The following is a 21,121-nucleotide window of genomic DNA, read 5'->3' as shown; positions in this document are numbered from 1 at the left end:
GTTTTGTTGTATACTGGTCATTGAGTAGGGCTCCTTTTCTTGGTGACTTTGCAATCCCAAGGATACCCTACTTTTTTGTCGTTTACTAGACTCCCCGATCCTTACACATACTATTTTACGCCATCCCCATATGCCTGATTTCATCCGAATTAGGTGTACTTTTTCCCACTAGGGATGATCCAAGATCCGAATACGGTGGATTAGTTATCCTTTTTCCCACTAAAATGGCTGCCTTTTGGATGATGAATGGTTCATGCAAACAGCTGCGTTGCCCGGTCAAGGACGGCGCAGCTGTTTCTTCTTACTGGCCCCTGGGAAATCATGCTATAATTGCTGCACAGGTTTTTTGACAACATGAGCTGGAGGGGATTGCATGAGCTGCGTTGACAGTTCTTCAATTGAACCGGTGGAAGACGAATTGAAATTCAGGCCATGCACATCTCTCCTTGATTATGTGAAGATCGACCGCGGGCTGATCAGCATCTGTGATGGAGATATTTCGAAGCAGCTTACGATCAGGGCTATCATGAACCGGGCTTCTGAATTCGGAGCCAAGGTGCTGGCCTAGGGCACCTGAGCGGCGGGAGGAGTTCCTCTTTTGCCGTGATATCGGCATCCTTTGGTCAAGGGTATCTGTTCAGAAAACCGGCAGAAAGCCTCCGGCCATTTTGGACATATTGCATAATAACCAGTTTAAGCATCCCCGAAGCGCAGCCGGTTTTTTCTGCCGCCTCGGGGTTTTCTTGTTCACTGATTGAAAGAGAAAGGATTTGAGCTGCATGGGTGTTACGCTGCTGTATATTGAAGATGAACGGGAGATCGGAGGCGCTGTCTCTGCCGATCTGCGCGAGAGGGAATATGCCGTTCGCTGGCTGGAGAGCGGGGAAGGGGCGGTAGAGGCGGCGGCAGGCTGCCAGCTGGCGATTCTCGATGTTATGCTGCCGGGACTGGACGGCTTCACCGTCGGCCGGCGTTTGAAGCGTGCATACCCGAGTCTGCCGATTCTGATGCTGTCCGCCCGCACTGCGATCGATGACAAGCTTCACGGCCTGGAATTCGCCGATGACTATCTGACGAAGCCCTTTCATCCGGACGAATTGGCCGCGAGGATCGAGGTGCTGCTAAGACGGACAGGCACTGCGAAGTCCATCCCCCTGAGGCTGAAGCATCTCATGGTATACGAAGGAGACAACCGGATTATTGAGGCGGACAGCGGAAATGAAATTTTGCTTACCGGCAAACAGTTTCAGATCTTTTCGTATTTGCTGCGCCATCTGGGACAGATTCTGACGAAGGAACAGATTTATGAGGCGGTCTGGGGAGAGAGCTATATGGAAGGCGACAAGACACTGATGGTGCATATCCGTTATCTGCGTGAGAAGCTGGAGCTTGATCCGGCTGCTCCGGAGATTATTGAGACGGTCCGGGGGATCGGCTACCGGGTGCGGGCATGAGAAAGACAGGCCGTCTGCGCGAGCTGCGCACCTCCCTGCTCTCCCGTTATCTGTTGATTATTATTGTAGCTATGCTGTTTATTCCAATTGTTATTCCGCTGACCATAGCGATGTATAACCTCTTTAATGGACTGAGCCGGGAAGAGCCGGAGGAAAGTGCAGCATATAAAAGCATTTCCGGACTGGAGACCACTTGGCATAAGGAAGCGGAAGGACTGCTGGGCAAACCGCCCGAGGCTATCAATGAGCGGCTGCGGGAACTGCGTGCCGCCTATAATTTTTCTTCCATATTCTGGGTTGATGGAGAGGGACGGACACGGCTGTCGCTGGAGCCGGCCGATCCGGAGCTTTGGCAGCAGAACGAAAAATATGCAATTCCCGCGCAGTGGACAGCCGCCGATGCGATTTTGTTCATGAAGAAAAGCTCAGCTCTTGATCCGCTGGCTATCGTTGCTTTTGTGGGCGACCGGCCAGATGCGGGTGAAGGGTTCATGGTGATGCAGATTCCCTCCGCCGTCAGGAAGCAGGATTCTTTCGAAGGGCTGAATTCATGGTATATGGCGGTTATGCTTGTGTTGTTTATTGGTTTCATTATGGTTTCATGGCTTTTCTTTATTCGAATCCGCAAAAGGCTGCTGCGGCTGCAGACGGCTATGATCTTCACTGAAGAAGCAGGTGTGCCGCCATTGATTGCTCCAGGCAAGCCCGATGAGATCGGCCGTCTGGAAACGGCCTTTAATACGATGGTGGCCGAGCTTGCTGCCAGCCGCCTGCGTGAGGCGGAGGAAGAAGGGCTGCGCAAGCGCCTTGTTTCCGGTTTGTCGCATGATCTGCGCACTCCTCTGACTGTAATCCGCAGCCATCTCCATATCCTCGGCAAGGAGGAGCTGTCCGGGCGCGGGCGGGAATCCCTGAGGCTGATGGATGAACGGATCGAAAGCCTCGGCGTGCTGATCGAAAATCTGCTCTCCTACAACCTGCTCAGCAGCGGACGGATGACACTGAAGCCGGAGCGCAGAGATGTCCTGCGGCTGCTGCGGGAGAGCGCTGCGGCATGGTACCCGCTGTGGGAGAAGGAGGGCTTCCGGATAGACATTGATCTGGAGGGGGAACCGCTGTATTGGAATGTGGATGAAAGCTGGTTTCGCCGCATTCTGGATAATCTGTTCCAGAATATCGTGCGCCATGCACGCAGCGGATTATACGTGGGCGTGGCAGTGGAGATGAGGGACGGTGAGCGTGTTATCCTTATCCGCGATCAGGGCAAGGGTCTGGGCAGCAGCTCCCGGGCAAAGGGTGCAGGTATGGGCTTGTCCATCGTCGATCTGCTGGTGAAGCGGATGGGGCTGGAATGGAAGGTGGACAGTACAAGTGAAGGAACCAGAATTGTGATTCGGAGCCTGCCGTCCGGGAATTTAAACAAAATTTAAACTTGCTGCCGCCGTGCGTTTAACCTTGGAGCGTTATGCTGGTTACCGAGGTGAAGAACATGACGCAAACAGTGATTGAGACCAGGGATTTATTGAAGGAATACCGCGGCCGGGCTGCGGTGGAGCATTTGAATCTGAATATAGCCAAAGGGGAAATCTACGGCTTCCTTGGACCCAACGGCGCGGGTAAAACCACGACTATCCGCATGCTGCTGGGTCTGATTAAGCCGACTTCGGGAAGCATAAAGGTGTTTGGACAGGAGCTTAAACGGAACAAGCTGCAAATTTTGCGCAAGGTCGGCTCGCTTGTAGAATCGCCGTCTTATTATGGACATTTGAGTGCCTGGGATAACCTGGAGGCTATCCGCCGTATTCTCGGCGTGCCGAAGACACGAATCACCGAAGTGCTGGATACTGTTTCCCTGACAGGGGAAGCCAAACGTCCGGTGAAGGGCTTCTCTCTGGGCATGAAGCAGCGGCTCGGCATCGCCGCCGCGCTGCTGGGCAGCCCTGAGCTGCTGATTCTGGACGAGCCTACCAACGGCCTTGATCCGTCAGGCATCCAGGAAATCCGCTCGCTGATCAAACGGCTTCCCCGGGAAGAGGGGATTACGGTCCTTGTATCCAGCCATCTGCTCAGTGAAATTGAGCAGATGGCTGGAACGGTGGGCATCATCCGCGCCGGCAGGATGGTCTATCAGGACACGATTGCCCATCTGCAGCAGCAGGCTGCCGGGGATCTGCGCCTTGCCGTGTCTGAGCCGGAGGAAGCGCTGATCCTGGCCGGCCGGAGGGGCTGCCCAGGCACGCTGCTGGAGGGGCGCATCACCCTGCCCAGGATGAGTGATGCCAGGGTTGCGCTGCTGATCAAGGAGCTGGTCGAGAACGGCCACGCGGTCTACCGGGTAGAAGAGCGCAGACAATCGCTGGAGGATTTTTTCCTGCAGGTAGTGGAAGGAGGCCAGTCTGTATGATGTGGCGGTCGTTCTCGGCGGATTGGCTGAAAATCCGCGGCAAGGGGCTATGGTTCCTGGTCTTTCTGGGGCCGGTTGGCCTGCTTGCGATGCAGGGGCTGAACTTCGGCATCCGCTACGATTATCTGACCAGGCAGTATCAAGCGGATTTATGGGGCGGACTCCTGAATAACCTGGCCGGCTTCGTGCCGGTGGCGATGTATCTGGGAGGCACACTGATCTGTTCGCTGCTGGCGAATGTGGAGCATCAGATGAGCTCATGGAAGCAGCTGCTGGCCCTGCCGGTCTCCCGGACCTCTGTATTCATGGCCAAGCTGCTGCTGTGTCTGCTGCTTCTCGCGGTCTCCTGCCTGATTCTGTCGGCAGGTACGGCAGGCTTGGGACTGCTGCTGGGCTTCGGCTCCCAGCCGGTGCCTTATTCCGTTGTGCTGCGGATTGGCTTCGCTTCCTACGCTGCGGCGCTGCCCGTGATCGCTCTGCAGCTGTGGCTTTCCCTGTCGAGCCGCAACCAGACGCTGCCCGTCTCGCTTGGTATTGCCTTATCGCTGTTGAGCCTCTTCTCAATGTACCTGTCCGAATGGATTCCCTTAACCTGGCCTGCTCTCGCCTGGAGCGCTTCGCGGCCCTGGCTGTTCAGCGGGGCAGGGCTGCTGCTGGGTCTGCTGGTGCTGCTGCCGGGAGCTGTGCATTTTGAACGGAAGGATGTGAACTGAAGATGAGGAGCTTCTGGAGAGTTCTATCCGCAGAAAGACTTAAGATGTCCAAATCCCATATTTGGCTGCTTGTTATAGGCAGTCCCGCGGTAGCTGTGCTCCTGGGGGCGCTTGCCAATATGCAGGAAGACGGGCAGCCGGTCACCTGGGAGGTGCTGCTCAGCGTGATGTCGCTGATTCATGCCATGCTGTTCCTTCCGGTGCTTTCGGGTGTTTTTGCGGCGCTGATCTGCCGGGCCGAGCATGCCGACGGCGGCTGGAAGCTGCTGCTGGCCTTGCCGGTAACGCGCACCTCGGTTTATCTTGCCAAGTACACCATGGTTATGGTGCTGCTGGCAGCTGTACAACTGCTTTTTTTTGCTGTGCTGCTGGGAGTGGGCTTATTGCGCGGCGTGGATGCGCCTGTCCCTTGGGCGCTGCTTCTTTCCAGCATCTTCGGCGGCTGGCTGGCCTGCTTGCCGCTGGCGGCGCTGCAGCTGGCTGTATCCCAGAGCTGGAACAGCTTTGGGGCGCCGCTCGCACTGAATGTGAGCTTGACGATTCCCAATATCCTGATCGCCAACTCTGTCACCTACGGTCCATATTATCCTTGGGTGCAGCCGATGCTGGCAATGTCGCCCTTTGGCGGGGACCGCTTTGGCGCCTTTAATCTGCCAATACAGAGCTTGATGATCGTTGTCTTTGGCAGTCTGGCTTTATTTTTGGCGGCCGGCCTGCTCTCCTTTTGGCGCAAGGCAGTTTGAAGCTGCCTGCGCCGCTGCGCCTGCAAGTCTTCCCGCCGCTAGCTACTCCATGGACATCAGGTGAAGTTTTGCTATAATTAATCGTAGAAGCTTCGATTAACAATCGGTAAAGCCGGATGAAAACAGATGGAGGAGGGCGAGAGCATGGAGCCAGCGGCACTGGAAGAATGCGATAATACATGCAACGGTTCGGAGCTGGAACCGGAATCTATAGCGTTGATCCTGCCTGACCGCGGGACAACGGATAAAATGGCGGAGATGTTCAAGGCGCTGGGCGACCCGACAAGGGTACGAATGATTTATGCTCTGTCGCAGAGGGAGCTGTGCGTGCATGATTTGTCAACCCTGCTGGATATGGGCCAGTCGGCGGTATCCCACCAGCTCCGCTATCTGCGCAATTTGCGGATCGTGAAACGCCGCAAGGAAGGCAAAACCGTGTATTATTCGCTGAACGATGCGCATGTGGAGCAGATTTTTCTGCAAACGCATGAGCATATCCGGCACGAATAGAGAGGGCAGGATGCTGCTCCGCCAGCCGGATTGGCTGTGGAGCAGCTGAATTAAACGTCAGCAATAAAAGGGCCGTCTCCTAAGAAGAATCTTCCGGGAGACGGCCCTTCGAATTTACAGGCCAACCAATAATTTTATGGTTGGCCTTTTTTTCTATATGGAGGGATACCTTGCTTAATAGGCAAAGGCAGCTTGATTGGAGCAAGCCCTTATGATCATCGCCAGCAAGCTGGTGTTTAAAATAGTGGTAAAAAGTAAAACTAAATTCCGCCTTTTTGAGCCATAATAGGTATATAATGGGATTTTATGCACTTAATTTTGCCGGAAAGGGTGAAATGAGGTGTCGTCGGCTGAATTAGTGGTACAAAATCCACTTAGCAGTGGGCTCTAGTAAGCTACAGCAGAATTAGTGCTACAAAATCCACTTAGCAGTTGGCTTATAGTGAGCTACAGCAAGAATTGGCGGTACATCATTCTACCTGGCAGCTGCGGACGGGGCGGGCCTATTGACAGGGCTGCGGTTGTTTTCCGTATACAATGTGAGTTATGTGTGGAGAAGGGCAGCCCGCCGCTACACCCGCAGTTCCCCATGCTTCAGGGAAGAATCCTCGATCTGCAGCGTGGCATGCTGAATTGCGAATTTGTCCTCCACAAGATTAATGGCCTGCTGGAGAATACTATGGGAGTCTTTGTGATCTCCGATTAACAGATGGCCGCTGAGCGCATCAAGTCCGGAGGTGATGGTCCACACATGCAGGTCATGGACAGCCTCAACCCCGTCGATGCTCATTAGGGCCTCTTTGATGTCATTGGTGTTGATTGCCAGCGGCGTTCCCTCCATCAGAATATGAAAGGCCTGCCTCAGCACCCCCCAGGCTCCTCTGAGGATAAGCAAAGCCACCAGCACACTGATGATCGGGTCAGCGGCATACCAGGAAAACAGGTTCATGACCAGCCCGGCAAGCAATGCGCCGACGGAGCCGAGGGCATCGCCCATTATATGAAGATAGGCGCTGCGAATATTGATGTTCTCTTTGGTGTCGCTTTTCCGCATGAGCGACCAGGCGCTGAGCAGATTGGCGAGCAGCCCCACAGCTGCGATGATCATCATTGTGCCGCTGGCAACTGCCGGCGGTTCGAAGAACCGCTGCCAGGCCTCCCGGATGATGAATCCGGCAATGACAAACAGCGTAACGCCGTTAAATAATGCGGCCATAATTTCAAATCGGTGGAAGCCGTAGGAATTCTTCGCGGAAGGCGGCTTGACGGCAAAGATCATCGCCACGAGACTTAAGGCCAGGGAGGCGGTGTCGCTCAGCATATGTCCGGAGTCGGAGAGCAGTGCCAGGCTGCCTGTTGCAAGTCCTCCAAAAAATTCTAGGAACATAACGCCTCCGGTAATGATCAAGGCGGTCAGCAGCCCTCTTTTGTTATGGGTCATGTGTGAATGGGAGTGGCCGGAATGGCTGTGTCCATGCCCGTCCTTATGCACATGTCCATGTTCCTGGTCATGCGCTGCCTGATGTTCGTGGGTATGCCCCTGATGATTGTGGTTATTCATATAAATGTCCCCTCTGTGTAAACATATGAATGGTTGCTCATATGTTAATATTATCCGGGATGAAAGCAAATTACAAGCAGGAATAATCGCCCCTTAAGTGTCATTAGGGGCGGGGGTGCACCCTTAAAACTTAATCTTTCCAAACAATAACTGTTTTTAGGACCCATGCTATAAACTATCCTCCACTTTCACGCTGAAGCGTATAACCTCTTCTTGATCTAAGTGAAACAGAAACTGAGTCAACCGACTTGTGAAAAAAAGCGGAAAACTATGCATTCTGTACATTGACACTTCAAGATTGAGGGGCATATAATATGTGTAAATAAACATATGAACAAATACTCATATATAGGTTTGACCAAGGGAGATGAGTCATTTGAATGCGGTTCAAGGAAATGTGAAGCGGCAGTGGTTACTCGAAGGGCTGGACTGTGCGAATTGCGCCATGAAAATTGAGAACAAGGTCAAGAAAATTGAAGGAGTGTCGTCCTGCTCGGTGAATTTCGCCATGAAGCTGATGACGCTGGAGACAGCGGCGGCTGAGGCCGAAGCCGTATCTGCTGAAGCCCGGCGGACGGTGAACATACTTGAGCCTCACGTGAAGATCAGAGAAGTGAAGGCTGCAGGCGTACGCAGAAGACCGCTGCCTGCAAGCGGGCAGGAGCAAGCAGGCAGTCATGGGCCTCTTGGTCGTGCCGTATCTCATTCACACAGTCACGGCGAGGCCCATGTTCGCGCCGAGTCTCATTCCGGCAGCCGTAAGGCTCATGACCACGGTGAAGCCCATGCGCACAGCGGCCACAGCCATGCACCGGGCGTCCATGCCGCATCTCAAGCCGGCAGTCCTGAGTCTCACAGTCACGGCGAAGCCCATGCGCACGGCCACAGCCATGCAGCGCACGGCCACAGCCATGCAGCGCACGGCCATGCGGAGTCTCATGCCGACAGCCATGCAGCCCATGAGCATGGCGGAGGCGACACGCGCCGCATCCTGCTGCGTCTGGGTGCCGGAGCTGTACTTGCAGCGGCCGGAATGTTCCTGCCGGTCCGCGGGGTCACGGAGCTGCTGATTTTCCTGGCCGCCTATCTGGTTGTCGGCGGCGAAGTCGTCTGGTCAGCTGTCCGGAATATCGTCCGGGGCCAGGTTTTCGACGAGAATTTCCTGATGGCGCTGGCAACGATTGGGGCATTCGCCATTGGAGAATACCCGGAAGGCGTAGCCGTTATGCTGTTCTATCAGGTTGGCGAGCTGTTCCAGGGCATGGCTGTCAACCGTTCGCGCCGCTCGATTACGGCGCTGATGGATATCCGCCCGGAGTTCGCTTATTTGAAGGAAGGCGAGAACCTGAGACGCGTCTCTCCGGAAGAGGTAGAGATCGGCGAGCATATCGTGGTCAAGCCGGGCGAGAAGGTGCCGCTCGACGGAACCATCCTTCAAGGCAGCGCGATGATGGACACCTCGGCACTTACCGGGGAATCTGTGCCGCGCTCTGCGGAACCGGGCAGCAAGGTGTTGAGCGGTTTTATTAACCGCAATGGTGTGGTTACGATTGAGGTTACCCGGACTTTTGGCGAATCGGCGGTTTCGAAAATTCTGGAGCTGGTGCAGAATGCCTCCAATAACAAAGCAAAAACAGAAAATTTCATTACCAAATTTGCCCGGGCCTACACACCGGTTGTAGTCATTACCGCACTGCTGCTGGCGGTTCTTCCGCCGCTGCTGCTTAGTGGAGCCAGCTTCTCGGATTGGATTTACCGGGCACTGGTGTTTCTCGTCATCTCTTGTCCCTGTGCACTTGTCGTCTCGATTCCGCTCGGCTTCTTCGGCGGCATTGGCGCAGCTTCCAAAAGCGGCATTCTTGTCAAGGGAAGCAACTTCCTGGAGGCACTGGGCGATGTAAAGGTTGTTGTGTTTGATAAGACGGGAACACTCACCAAAGGCCAGTTCAAAGTAACGGGCATTTATCCTGCGGAGGGCATTGGGGAAAAGGAGCTGCTGCGGACAGCGGCGTATGCCGAGAGCCACTCCAGCCATCCGATTGCCGAATCCGTCCGGGCTGCTTACGGTGAAGAGATTTCCGCTGACTCCATAGCGGACTATAACGAAATTTCCGGCCACGGCATTGCCGTTACGGTAGAAGGCAAAGCAGTACTGGCCGGGAATGCGCGGCTAATGGAGCGTGAAGGCATTGTCAGCCGGACGCCGGAGCACAGCGGAACCGTAGTCCATATCGCCGTGGATAAGCAGTATGCAGGTTATCTGTTGATTGCCGATGAAGTGAAGGAGGATTCGCTTGAGGCGGTTCAGGCACTCGGACGGCTCGGAATCCACAGAACAGTCATGCTGACCGGCGATGCATCATCGGTTGCGGAAGCGGTTGGGCGGCAGCTGGGCATTGAGGAAATCCACGCCGGGCTGCTGCCCCAGCACAAGGTCGAGGCCATTGAGAAGCTGGAGCGGGAGAAATCCAAGCGGGAGAAGATTATTTTTGTCGGGGACGGGATTAACGATACTCCGGTGCTGGCCAGAGCGGATGTCGGCATCGCCATGGGCGGACTGGGCTCAGATGCAGCCATTGAAGCGGCAGATATCGTCATTATGACTGACGAGCCGTCAAAAATTGCCACAGCCATAAGGATCGCGGGGCGCACACGGACCATCGTCTGGCAGAATATTATTTTTGCCCTTGCAGTGAAGGCTATTTTCCTGCTGCTTGGCGCATTTGGCATCGCTACAATGTGGGAAGCTGTTTTCTCGGATGTGGGCGTAACGGTACTTGCGGTATTGAACAGTGTTCGGGCACTGCAGGTTCCCAAATCCGTGTGAATCCTTTTTACGGTATGTTCAGCTAAACAAATAATGTGAAAAAAATAAGCATTTGAGATTCCATAATGTGGGTCTTGATGCTTATTTTTTATGTATTAACTAATAGGTTTTGTCTGTTATCGCCGATATATCACTATGGGTTTACAACATATGGAAGGTCATAATCAGTTTTGCTGGGGGGAACTAAGGTGGACAAAGCAGCTTTACCGGAAAAAATGAAAATAAAAGCAAAACGAAGAAAATCAGCATCCGTACAAACCAAATGGTCGCTTGTGATTCTTGCCATTTCCATTGTGCCTTTACTGGGGACGACCCTCTTTTTCATGCAGTATTTCGGGGCGGTGACCCGTTCGGACAGCGAGGAGCTGGCCACGAAAATATTAGAGCTGAACACCTCACGCATCGATGAATGGCTGAAGAGCAGAACCTCGGCCGTGCAGGAGCTTGCCGCGCAGCATCCGGAGTTCGACACTACCCAGCCGCAGACTATTTTTCCGGTGGTTAAGGTTTTGGAGGAGAGCGACACCCAATCTGAAGGCTATAGCGTTGTCAATAAAGAAGGCTTGTTGACCAATACGCTGAACCTGACCGCCGATATGGCAGAGTCTGCTTATTTTTTGGAAGCCAAAGAAAGCCATGCGCCGGCAGTCGGCGATATGTCGTATCTGGAGCCGCTGAAGAAATACATCATCCCGATTATCGTGCCTGTCCTGGATAAGGAGCAGCAATTCACCGGAGGCATCACTTTTTCGGTCACACCCGACATTCTGATGGATATGAGCGAGAGCATCCATGTGGCGGAGAGCGGCTACGGCTATGTAGTCTCCGGAAAAGGGGATTATTACGCGTATTCAGACATGGGCCGGATCGGGAAAAATATGGCCGATTATGCCAAGGAGCCGGAGATACAGAAGGCGGTCACAGCCATTCTCAGCCGTGAAAGCGGTTCGGAAGCCTATAAGGGCGAGGACGGTAAGACTGTCGTTACATATTTCAAAACTATTCCGGGTACGGACTGGAAACTGATGATCGATGTGCCGAGAAGCGAGATTTATGCCAAGGTGAACTCCGCCCAGCGCCTGGCAACTATATTAATCATCGGCATCATCCTGCTTGTGGCTCTGCTTTCGCTATACCTTACCCGTAAGGCGGTTAAGCCGCTTGTGGCCATCTCCGGTGTAATGAAAAGAGTGGCTGACGGCCATTTGAGCGAAAGAGTAGCTGTCCGTTCAGGGGATGAAATCGGGCAAATGAGCGAGAGTATTAATAATACGGTCGCTTCGCTGTCCGGCATTGTCGGAACCATCGATACCACCGTGCTGCAGGTAGCCTCTGCCGCAGAAGGGCTGCTGGAATATGCCAATCAATCCTCCAATACCTCGGCAGAAGTTGCTGCCGTAATCCAGGAGGTGGCCCATGGCATGGAGGAGCAATTCAAAGGCTCGGAGCAGTCGGCGCGGGCGACGGAAGAAATGGCTGTCGGGCTGCAGAGAATTGCGGAATCCTCCGCAAGTGTATCGGATCAGGCGGAAACCGTGAGCTCAGAGGTCGAAAGCGGCTATCTGGAGATTCAATCGACGCTCGCGCAGATGAAGGTCATTACCGCATCGGCAGGCCAAACCGCCGAGCTGATCCAGACACTGACGCAGCAGTCGGAGCAGATCGGTCAAATCGTTGATGTCATTTCCGAGATAGCGAGCCAGACCGGACTGCTGTCGCTCAATGCTTCGATTGAGGCTGCCAGGGCTGGCGAGCACGGGCGGGGCTTCGGAGTCGTGGCGAACGAGGTGAAGAAGCTGGCCGAACGTACCAATACCTCGGTCATCAATATCGTGGATCTGATCAAACAGATTCAAACCTCCACAATGGATGCTGCCCTGTCCATGGAGAAGAGCATTGCGGAGATTGGCGATGGAATGGGGAAAATGAAAAATGTCGGCGCATCCTTTGACCATATCCGTTCCTCCATCCGTGAGGTCTCCATGCAGATCCAGGACGTCTCCGCCATCAACGAAGAGATGTCTGCAGGGACGGAGGAGATTACCGCTTCGGTCTCCGATATGCTGACCATTGCCAAGGATTCGGCGGAGAACGCCCGGGCGGTATCCAATGCTTCTGCAGAACAAATGGAGATTATGAAGAAGGTCGTCACCTCGGCGCAATCCCTGAACGAGATGATGTCCAGGCTGCAAGCGGAAATTGAAAAATTCCGTTAAGCTCAAAAGCAGACCCAAACCCGAACACCCCTACATGCTCCACGCTTCGGCGTGTGAGATCGAGGGGTGTTCGGGCAGCTGCGTCCAAGCTCCGCGGATTATGCCATCTCTTCAAGATGCAGGCTGTCTATACCCCGGCGGATAATGTTGCAGGAGGCTTCCAGCTTCGCAAATTCCTCGGCATTCAGATTCAGCTCAAGCAGCTCCTGAATACCGCCGCTGCCGATAATAGCCGGGGCTCCGGCACATACGCCGCTTTGTCCGTATTCACCGTCAAATATCGCCGAGACCGCAATGATTTTGTGCTCATCATTGAGGATGGAGCGTGTAATATATGCCAGCGCACTTCCGATGCCAAAATGCGTCGAGCCCTTGCGGGTGAAAATCTCCCAGCCGGCATCCTTGGTTTTGCGGGCGATGTCTTCCAGATCCAGTGTGCTGAAGCGTTCCCGGTGCTGCTCTATGATCTGCAGAATCGGTTTGCCGCCGATGGTCACATGGGACCAGGCGACAAATTGGGATTCGCCGTGTTCGCCCAGCGCATAACCGTTGACGCTGCGGGGATCAATGGTGAATACCTCCGACAGCAGCGTCTTCAGGCGCGAAGAGTCGATAGAGGTTCCGGTGCCGATGACTCTGTGGCGCGGCAGGCCGGATATTTTCCAGACCATATAGGTGACAATATCAACAGGATTGGCGGCTACCACGAAGATGCCATCGAAGCCTCCGGCCATAATTTCCGTAATAATATCCCTGGTGATAACCGCCGCAGCATCCAGGACATCCAGTCTGCTCTGACCCTGCTTGGGATTGGCGCCCGCTGTCAGAATGACAACGTCCATTCCGGCGCAATCGCTGGAGGTGCCGGCATATACCTTGGTGCGTGTTCCGGTGAAATCCATGCAGTGCGAGAGATCAAGCGCTTGTGCCATGGCGCGGTCATAGGTGCGGTCTACCATCATGATCTCGTCGCAAATAGCCTGATTGACCATGGAATAGGCACAGCTGGAACCAACCATTCCCGAGCCGACGATCGCCACTTTTCTAGATTTACTCTTCAATTGCCTTGTCCCCACTCTCTAAAAGTAATACCCGGCCTATACTCCCAAGTGACCGTTATCTCAGGAAACTTGCATGGAAGCCTGTGGTTAAGTATGCTTATATTCTAACTGATCTTATTGTAAGTTACCTGACATGAGGAACAAAAAAGACTGGCCGCTCCTTTCATATTCTTCCACAAATGACATGGATGGTTAGAAAAGTCTGGGCGGGTTACTAATATCATATGCATATCAGCGGAAAGGGGAATATTACATGTCAGTGAACCGTAAAATTGTTTTGGGCGCAAGACCGCAGGGACTCCCGGGGAAAGAGCAGTTTTCCTTTGTTGAGGAGGCGCTTCCGGTTCCAAAGCCCGGCCAGGCACTGGTGAAGACATTGTATGTGTCGGTAGATCCTTACATGCGCGGACGGATGAATGCAGCCAAATCCTATGCCAAGCCCTATGAAGTGGGCGGATTGATGGGCGGCGGTGCGATAGGCCAGGTTGTTGATCCGGGAGATACCGCACTGCGCAAAGGAGATATGGTCAGCGGCGGTTGGGGCTGGCAGACCTATGCGGCCGTGGATGCCGCCTCACTCCAAGCGATTGATCCCGGCTTGGTTCCGGTAACCGCTGCGCTGGGCATTCTTGGAATGACGGGACTCACCGCGTACTTTGGCCTGCTGCATATTGGCAAGCCGCAGCCTGGAGAAACTGTGGTGGTATCCGGCGCGGGCGGGGCGGTTGGGATGGTCGTGGCTCAGATCGCCAAGATCAAAGGCGCGCATGTCGTGGCCATTTCCGGTTCGGAAGAGAAGAATGAATATCTGAAAAATGAACTCGGTGTCGATGAGGTCATCAATTACAAAACGGATGATCTGGAAGAGGCGCTGGATAAAGCCTGTCCAAACGGCGTCGATGTCTATTTCGAGAATGTCGGCGGTGAAATTTCAGACAGGGTACTGGCAAGAATCAATAAAAACGCAAGAATTCCGATTTGCGGCCAGATTGCTCTGTATAATTTGAAGGAGCAGGACCAGGGGCCGCGGGTGCAGAATATTCTGCTGAAGAATACGTCGCTCATGCAGGGGTTTCTGGTCGGTGACTATGCGGAGCATTTTGCGGAAGGCACCAGAGAGCTTGCAGGCTGGCTTCGTGAAGGCCGGCTGAAGAATGCCGAGAACATTACAGAAGGCTTTGAACGGATTCCGGAGAGCTTCCTTGGACTGTTCAGCGGAGATAATCTCGGCAAACAGCTGGTGAAGGTGGCCGAAGCAGAATCGCTGGAGTGACGGGCGAGGTGCTGATATAGGAGCAATCTGGAGGCCGCAGAGGTCCGGAATGCTCCTTTTTCCATATATGGACAAGAGGTTAGGTTAACTTCGAGGCTGCGGGATAGGAATCTCCGGCGGCGCCATCCGGATGTACCGTTTATACATGAACACTCTCCAGTGCAGGATCATTCCGAAGGCCAGGATGAAGAAAAGTCCGCCTGACTGCGGAATGGATACATACCGATTGATGAATTCATGCAGCACGGTGCGGATCAGCAGCAGGCCGAGCAGGATGAAGGCGAAGCTTTTGGAGCGCTGTGCGTAAATCCGGCCATCCCGTTCTTCGAATTTGGTACTGTGCATCAGCGGATAGGCAAAAATAAACCAGCCGATCAGGAAAGCCGCAGCCGCCCACCACCAGGAAAATCTGACCTCAGGTACAACGAACATGGCAAAGCCTGTGGACATGCCGAGCGGGGGAATCCAGATTTTGCGGATCGTCACCGGGCGTCCACTTGCCTTCAGACGGATGAAAATAACCATCAGCGCCATGAATACAGCCCCGAGAGTGGAGCCGACATGCAGAAGTGAAGGGTTGATATTGCCCATGATTCACTTTCCTCTCTGTGATTTGTGTCACTTATTTTCCCATTATAGCAGAAAAAAGAAGGCAAAACATTGAAGCTTCCTGGCGGAAATTCCGCATTTGCATCACCTGCAGCAACAGCATAAGCTATAAGAAGCCCGCCAAGGAAAGCCTTGGCGGGCTTGGATGCCAGTCCTGCTAAGCAGGGTCCGGCTGCAATATAAGGTTATGTCTTAAGAACGGCTGCGTCCGCCGACCGAACGGAGGATCAGGCTGACGATAAAGATCAGGACAATCGCACCGATGAGGGACGGGAAGACGTAGAAGTCGCTGACCTTAGGTCCCCAGCTTCCCAGCAGCATGCCGCCGAGCCATGAACCGAGAATACCGGCGATTATATTGCCTATAACACCGCCGGGAATATCTCTGCCCATAATCAGACCGGCCAACCAACCAATGACGCCACCAACAATCAACATCCATAATAAACTCATTATCTTCAGCTCCTTAGTGTTTGTTATCTTCGATGGTTACTATTAACCTCATGCCGGATGTTTAAACCAGGTGTTAAATATTGTCGGCAGTCTTATAATTAGTATTTCAGTGTGTCCAAAAATATGCTGTTTAAACCAGGTAAGGTACTGGGTACATAAACATGTTACAGTGAAAAAAGTACGGAATCGGGGGTCTACTCCATATGATAAAGGGTATATAAGAAGTATGTGGAGCTACCCGCCAATATACGATAGAAGGAGCCGCTGCCATGCAACAGCCTAATGAGGTACTATTCTATGCAGGAACCTACAATAGCGCAGATCAAGCTGCGATTATTCTGGGGGCTTTGAACAAGGATACAGGAGAAATGCGGGTGCTGAACAGCACCAAGGGCATTGAGAATCCGTCATACCTGGCTGTGAACAGCTCGGGGACAGTCCTGTACGCTGTAAGTGAAAAGGATGAAGGCGAGGTCTTTGCATATGCCATTGAGTCCGGCAGCAAAGCGCTGCGCCTCCTGGGCAGCAGACCGACGGATGGGGGCGCGCCATGTTATGTGTCAATTTCTCCGCAAGAGGATTACATATTTGTCTCCAACTATTCAGGAGGCAACGTCAACGTCTTTTCTCTGAATGCCGATGGCTCGCTTCAGGAGATGTCCTCCCAGGTGAGGCATGAAGGGTCGGGAACGCGCGAAGACCGGCAGGAAGCGCCGCATCCCCATTCGGTCATTCCGGACAGGACCGGTGCACATGTGCTGGTCTGTGATCTTGGACTGGATCAGATTGTGTTCTACCGTGTGGAGGACGGGAAGCTGATTACCCGCCGTGAAGTTGCATTGCCGCCGGGCTCGGGTCCCCGTCATTTGGCCGGACATCCCTCGGGGCAATGGTTGTATCTGATCAATGAACTGAACAGCACAATCACCGTCTTTGCAAACAATGAATCTTCCGCTGACCTGAAGATTCTGCAGTGCGTCAGCTCCCTTCCGGAGCATTATAACGCCGGCAGCGACGATACTGCCGCCGACATTCATGTATCCCCGTGCGGGCGTTTCCTGTACGCGTCGAACCGCGGGCATGACAGCATCGCGATGTTCCATATCGATGCCTCCACCGGCTTGCTTGAGCCGCAGGACTGGGTCATATCAGGCGGGAGGACGCCGCGCAATTTTGCCATCATCGGCGGGATGCTGCTCTCAGCCAACCAGAACAGCGGCAATATTGTCTCCTTTAGAATTGACAGGGAGACCGGAAGGCTGATCCCTACCGGCAATGAGCTGGAGATCCCGTCACCGGTCTGCCTGAAGCTGCTGTAACATAGAAGTGCCTCGCCCCGGCTGGCAATCAGCGGAGGCGAGGCACCTTCTTTCAACTGGATAAGTATATATATTATATGCTGTCGGCTGTTATTTTTCTGCCTGCAGTATAATGGCGGTTTGCTTCGAGCCGTCAATTCCGCTGCCTTTATCGTAGAACCCGATATCGTCCAGCATGATTTTGTCGCCGTCCTCCTGCAGATAAAAGGTGATTTCACTCAGATTATCCGGTTCAAGCTCAGGTTCTTCTTCAAGAAAAAGTTCAAAAGGCAGCTCGTAGGTCTGGAATACCGCCTCCGAAGGATTGCTGTATTTGCCGTCGCTTATCCGCTCCTCAAGCCAGGGGATGATGGTGAACCGGGTCTGCGGCAGCGGGAGAATGTCCATCACTTCATCCAGAGGCAGCCGGGCTGCAACATCATTGCTGTCTGTCAGTTCGACCTCCACATTGGGGGAGGCCGCCGGAGCTGCCTCAGCTTCTTCCTCTGTGCCGCCGGCGTCGGCATTGCGGTTAGCCATGGAGAACGTCAGGCCTGCAGCTCCCGACTCGGCAAGCTCACTGGCTACGCTGTCGGTCAGCTTGATGCTGTATGAGGCTTCTTCGCCGTCTTCTGCATTGCGCTCCAGCAGGAGGCCATAGGTGGCTTTGCTCTTGGATTCCCGGTCCTTGGCGACCTCCTCACTCCAGGTGAGCCCCTCTGCTTGCGCAGTCCCGCCGGTGACGGTATTCTTGTTGCGGTCTTCGTCAAAGGTAGCCACAGGGATGTAATCACCGCTCTGGAAACGGTTATAGTATGCGGTATCCGGAAGCCATTGCAGGCCGCTGCGGTAATCGCGGAACAGGGCCTGATAGGTCTCCGCTCCATGCAGAGTAGTTTCCAGAAAGGCGGTGACATAGACCTTGGCGATTTGCCGCTGCGCCTCCCCATCCATAATATCCGTGCGGTCCAGAAGCAATCCCGCCGGCAGTGACTGGTCGTACAATCCCCAGCTAGTATTGAACTGGCTGTGATTGGCATCGGCGATGTACAGTGAACTTTTGAAAGATGACCCGGCTCCTGTAAAAGAAGAACGGATATACTGCCGGTCCCCGTAGAAATCATGTACATCACCGTCGCGTGCGCCCTGCAGGGTCAGGTAATTAACGTCCACCAGGCGGGCCTGCTGATCATCAACGGCCTTGTCTGTGGGCGCGAGAGCAATTACTGAAGCAATGTGAAACTGCTTGGTTGCGGCAAGGACCGGGTCGTTCTTGAACCAGCGTCCGGCATCGGCGGCCATGGCAGCGGCCTGCCCGCCCCGGCTGTGCCCGAGCAGGGCGGTCCGGGTGTAATCCACCTTATGATAGAAAGGAGTGCCGGGCTGCTCCGCAAAATCACCTATTTGCTGAAGGTGCTTCAGGATCATCCAGGTGCGCACCTTGAAATCATTGTCGGGAATGCCCGACCAGGCGGAATAGTTCAGGAAGTTCTCATCCAGAGAAACCGCGATAAATCCCCGGCTGGCCAGCTGCTCGCCCAGGTAGGCGTAGCCTCCATCCGAATAGTCCTCCATCATGTGGTTTCCATGCACTATCAGCACGAGCGGATAAGGTCCTTCTCCATCAGGCACCCAGACCCGGGCGTTAACGGGAAGCGCGCTGTAATCGAAGCCCCAGAATAAGGTGCGCAGCTTGGGCCAGCTTGTAATATAGGCAGAGGCATCTGCTGCAGGAGTGATAAGTTCTGCACCACCGCCATATTCTGTACGGTGCAAATCCTGGCCGCTGCCATAGGTGAAGCTGTGATAGGTATAGGGCCCCGGCTCTCCCGGATTCTCGGCTGCTATGGCAGCCGGGCTATCTGCCGATGCCGCCGCTTCCGGTGCTGCATCGCCGTTGCCCTGGGTGGAAAGGGCCAGCGGGGAGACCAGCACGACGACTGCCAGCAGCAGTCCCATGGTGAACCGCCGGCTGCGCAGGAGTCCCATTGCCAGGCCGCCCAGCCCTCCGAGCAGAGCGGAGAGCACAGCCACGGCGGCTGCGGCTTCAAGCTCCAAATCGGCAAAATAAAAGATTAGCAGGACAGCGCCGAAGGTGCTTAATAAAGAGCCCGCAAAGAGGCGCGGGATGCGCAGCCCGGTCAGGGCCAGCAATACCGCCAGAATATTCCCGGCCAATGCCAGGACAAGAGTTGAAGCACTGGTTGCCAGCATTATATCGGCAGCGGTTCCGAGTCCGGTAGGTATGCCCAGAACAGCTGCGGCAAAAACCAAAAAGCATATCGCCCAGGGGCCGGCAAGGGCCGTCCTCCATAGGTGTGTATCGTAGCGGTACGTACCCAGGATGCGTCTTGACAGCTCTCCCAGGATGCGCCTGTGCAGCGGTGGCCGCTGCGGCGCGGGTGCGGGCGCATACTCCAGATTCATTCCCATGATCGTCTCCCCCGGTAGCTGCGGTAATTTCGCTTTTATTTCGACCTGTTATCTGACCTATGAATTTGACCTATTAAGATGTAGCAATAATATTACTTTAACGCTCCAATAACAAGTGGGTCTTGCAGGAACAGCCGCCACTTGCTGCCGTCTGCAGGGATGAAAATAACTTTTCGCTATTTTGAAAAAAAGGTTTGACAGGGTGCGGAGGTTTCAGTATTATATCCCTATAACCTACTAAATGGGTAGGAATAATTGAATAAGGTTCTTACCGTACAGTCGGAGGAACGCCTGCAAGAGGTTCGCAGACACGTGTCACTGGACCGGTTTGACCTGCCATCAGTGGGCCTTCCTCTGTCTATTTTTGCTGAAATGCAAGTTATCAGAACTTCATGGGGTGTCAGAAATAAGGAAAGACCAACAGAAAATTACGGGGGAGTGGTTTGTGATGAAAAAAGGGCTTAAGAAGGGGCTTATCGCAGGGTTCACATTAGTATTGACGGCAGGTCTCACCGCTTGCGGAAACAACAATTCGGGCAATGGAGCGGCTGCACCAACAGATGCGCCGGCAGCAAGCAATGCGTCAGGGGCAGCGGAGGCCACGAAGGCTCCGGTGAAAGATCCGGTAGAGCTGCTGAATGTCTCCTATGACCCTACACGTGAGCTGTACGAGAATTATAACAAGGCGTTTTCTGCCTACTGGGAGAAGGAAACCGGCCAGAAGGTCACGGTTAAGCAGTCGCATGGCGGGTCCGGCGCACAAAGCCGGGCAGTGCTTGAAGGTCTTGAAGCAGATGTGGTTACCCTTGCCCTTGGCTACGACATTGATGCGCTGAAGGATAAAGGACTGATCAATGAAGGCTGGGAAAGCAAATTCGAGCATAACAGCTCGCCGTACACCTCAACGATTGTGTTCCTTGTACGCAAAGGCAACCCTAAAGGCATTAAGGACTGGCCGGATCTGCTGAAAGAAGGCGTAGAGGTCATCACCCCGAATCCGAAGACATCGGGCGGTGCCCGCTGGAACTACCTGGCAGCCTGGGGCTATGCGCTTGACCAGAATAATAATGATGAGGCCAAGGCACAAGAGTTCGTTCAGGAGCTGTTCAAGCATGTGCCTGTACTGGATACCGGGGCGCGCGGGTCTACAACCACCTTTGTAGAACGCGGAATCGGTGATGTGCTGATTGCCTGGGAGAATGAAGCGTATCTGTCGATCAAGGAGCTTGGCCCGGACAAATTTGAAATCGTCAACCCTTCCGAGAGCATTCTGGCCGAACCTCCGGTTGCCATAGTTGACAAGGTTGTGGATAAAAGGGGCACCCGCGAGGTTGCTGAAGCTTACCTGGAATATCTCTACACCGAAGAGGGGCAAAAAATCGCTGCGGAGAACTACTACCGCCCGACTCTGGAGAGCGTGAAAGAGGAATACAAGGAGAAATTCCCTGAGATCAAGCTGTTCACGCTGGCGGATAAATTCGGAACCTGGAAAGAAACTCAGGAGAAGCATTTCAACGACGGCGGAATCTTCGATAAGATTTATGTGCCTGGAGCCAAATAAGAGCC

17 protein-coding genes are annotated in these 21,121 nt (G+C 54.0%); 12 read left to right on the top strand and 5 right to left on the bottom strand.

What is annotated here, in order from left to right; translation table 11 throughout:
• Nucleotides 1-373: 373 nt before the first annotated feature.
• The 7 genes from HYD27_RS28840 (at nucleotide 374) to HYD27_RS28810 (ending at nucleotide 5,824) form a co-directional block, all read left to right on the top strand.
• Nucleotides 374-568, top strand: coding sequence for an EAL domain-containing protein (locus tag HYD27_RS28840; RefSeq protein WP_219221072.1), 195 nt, complete (start codon nucleotides 374-376; stop codon nucleotides 566-568).
• Nucleotides 569-779: 211 nt separating this feature from the next.
• Nucleotides 780-1,454 (top strand): response regulator transcription factor, encoded by a 675-nt coding sequence (locus HYD27_RS28835; protein ID WP_219221070.1) that lies wholly within the window; start codon nucleotides 780-782, stop codon nucleotides 1,452-1,454.
• On the top strand, nucleotides 1,451-2,884 hold the full coding sequence (locus HYD27_RS28830) for a sensor histidine kinase (protein ID WP_219221069.1): 1,434 nt from the start codon (nucleotides 1,451-1,453) through the stop codon (nucleotides 2,882-2,884). Before HYD27_RS28835 ends, HYD27_RS28830 begins: the two co-directional genes overlap by 4 nt.
• Nucleotides 2,885-2,943: 59 nt before the next feature.
• A complete protein-coding gene (locus tag HYD27_RS28825; RefSeq protein WP_219221067.1) occupies nucleotides 2,944-3,858 on the top strand; it encodes an ABC transporter ATP-binding protein in 915 nt (304 codons plus the stop codon).
• Nucleotides 3,855-4,571 carry an ABC transporter permease gene (locus HYD27_RS28820; protein ID WP_219221066.1) on the top strand — a complete coding sequence of 239 codons (717 nt, stop codon included), beginning with the start codon at nucleotides 3,855-3,857 and terminating at the stop codon, nucleotides 4,569-4,571. Before HYD27_RS28825 ends, HYD27_RS28820 begins: the two co-directional genes overlap by 4 nt.
• A gap of 2 nt (nucleotides 4,572-4,573) precedes the next feature.
• Nucleotides 4,574-5,314, top strand: coding sequence for an ABC transporter permease (locus HYD27_RS28815; RefSeq protein WP_219221064.1), 741 nt, complete (start codon nucleotides 4,574-4,576; stop codon nucleotides 5,312-5,314).
• 144 nt (nucleotides 5,315-5,458) lie between these two features.
• On the top strand, nucleotides 5,459-5,824 hold the full coding sequence (locus HYD27_RS28810; protein WP_219221062.1) for an ArsR/SmtB family transcription factor: 366 nt from the start codon (nucleotides 5,459-5,461) through the stop codon (nucleotides 5,822-5,824).
• 571 nt (nucleotides 5,825-6,395) lie between these two features.
• Here the strand turns inward: HYD27_RS28810 and HYD27_RS28805 are convergent.
• Entirely contained in the window at nucleotides 6,396-7,385 is a 990-nt protein-coding gene (locus tag HYD27_RS28805) for a cation diffusion facilitator family transporter (protein WP_219221061.1), read from the bottom strand.
• A gap of 376 nt (nucleotides 7,386-7,761) precedes the next feature.
• Here HYD27_RS28805 and HYD27_RS28800 point away from each other — a divergent pair, with 376 nt between their 5' ends.
• A complete protein-coding gene (locus tag HYD27_RS28800) occupies nucleotides 7,762-10,212 on the top strand; it encodes a heavy metal translocating P-type ATPase (RefSeq protein ID WP_219221060.1) in 2,451 nt (816 codons plus the stop codon).
• 188 nt (nucleotides 10,213-10,400) lie between these two features.
• Complete coding sequence (locus tag HYD27_RS28795; RefSeq protein ID WP_219221059.1) at nucleotides 10,401-12,428, top strand: methyl-accepting chemotaxis protein; 2,028 nt, start codon at nucleotides 10,401-10,403, stop codon at nucleotides 12,426-12,428.
• Nucleotides 12,429-12,526: 98 nt separating this feature from the next.
• On the opposite strand, the gene HYD27_RS28790 is transcribed toward HYD27_RS28795, so the two are convergent.
• A complete protein-coding gene (locus HYD27_RS28790; protein WP_219221058.1) occupies nucleotides 12,527-13,489 on the bottom strand; it encodes an L-lactate dehydrogenase in 963 nt (320 codons plus the stop codon).
• 253 nt (nucleotides 13,490-13,742) lie between these two features.
• Here HYD27_RS28790 and HYD27_RS28785 point away from each other — a divergent pair, with 253 nt between their 5' ends.
• Nucleotides 13,743-14,762: an NADP-dependent oxidoreductase gene (locus tag HYD27_RS28785; protein ID WP_219221057.1), complete on the top strand. Its 1,020-nt coding sequence runs from the start codon at nucleotides 13,743-13,745 to the stop codon at nucleotides 14,760-14,762.
• Nucleotides 14,763-14,846: 84 nt separating this feature from the next.
• Here HYD27_RS28785 and HYD27_RS28780 read toward each other — a convergent pair whose 3' ends face one another.
• Nucleotides 14,847-15,353, bottom strand: coding sequence for a CcdC family protein (locus HYD27_RS28780; RefSeq protein WP_219221056.1), 507 nt, complete (start codon nucleotides 15,351-15,353; stop codon nucleotides 14,847-14,849).
• Nucleotides 15,354-15,563: 210 nt separating this feature from the next.
• Nucleotides 15,564-15,824, bottom strand: coding sequence for a GlsB/YeaQ/YmgE family stress response membrane protein (locus HYD27_RS28775; RefSeq protein ID WP_074110004.1), 261 nt, complete (start codon nucleotides 15,822-15,824; stop codon nucleotides 15,564-15,566).
• A gap of 269 nt (nucleotides 15,825-16,093) precedes the next feature.
• On the opposite strand from HYD27_RS28775, the gene HYD27_RS28770 reads away from it, so the two are divergent.
• Nucleotides 16,094-17,143: a lactonase family protein gene (locus tag HYD27_RS28770; protein WP_219221055.1), complete on the top strand. Its 1,050-nt coding sequence runs from the start codon at nucleotides 16,094-16,096 to the stop codon at nucleotides 17,141-17,143.
• Between the two features lie 90 nt (nucleotides 17,144-17,233).
• Here the strand turns inward: HYD27_RS28770 and HYD27_RS28765 are convergent, their stop codons facing one another.
• Nucleotides 17,234-19,555, bottom strand: a complete 2,322-nt coding sequence (locus HYD27_RS28765; protein WP_219221054.1) for an alpha/beta hydrolase — start codon at nucleotides 19,553-19,555, stop codon at nucleotides 17,234-17,236.
• Nucleotides 19,556-20,003: 448 nt separating this feature from the next.
• Between HYD27_RS28765 and HYD27_RS28760 the strand changes: the two genes are divergently transcribed.
• Nucleotides 20,004-21,116 carry a sulfate ABC transporter substrate-binding protein gene (locus HYD27_RS28760; protein WP_220101803.1) on the top strand — a complete coding sequence of 371 codons (1,113 nt, stop codon included), beginning with the start codon at nucleotides 20,004-20,006 and terminating at the stop codon, nucleotides 21,114-21,116.
• The last annotated feature ends 5 nt before the right edge of the window (nucleotides 21,117-21,121 follow it).

Origin of the sequence: Paenibacillus sp. S150 (assembly GCF_019352175.1) — a bacterium.
Classification (GTDB): Bacteria; Bacillota; Bacilli; order Paenibacillales; family Paenibacillaceae; genus Paenibacillus_AQ.
The sequence above is the reverse complement of the archived record's forward strand: the minus strand, read 5'-3'. Positions and strand labels throughout refer to the sequence as shown.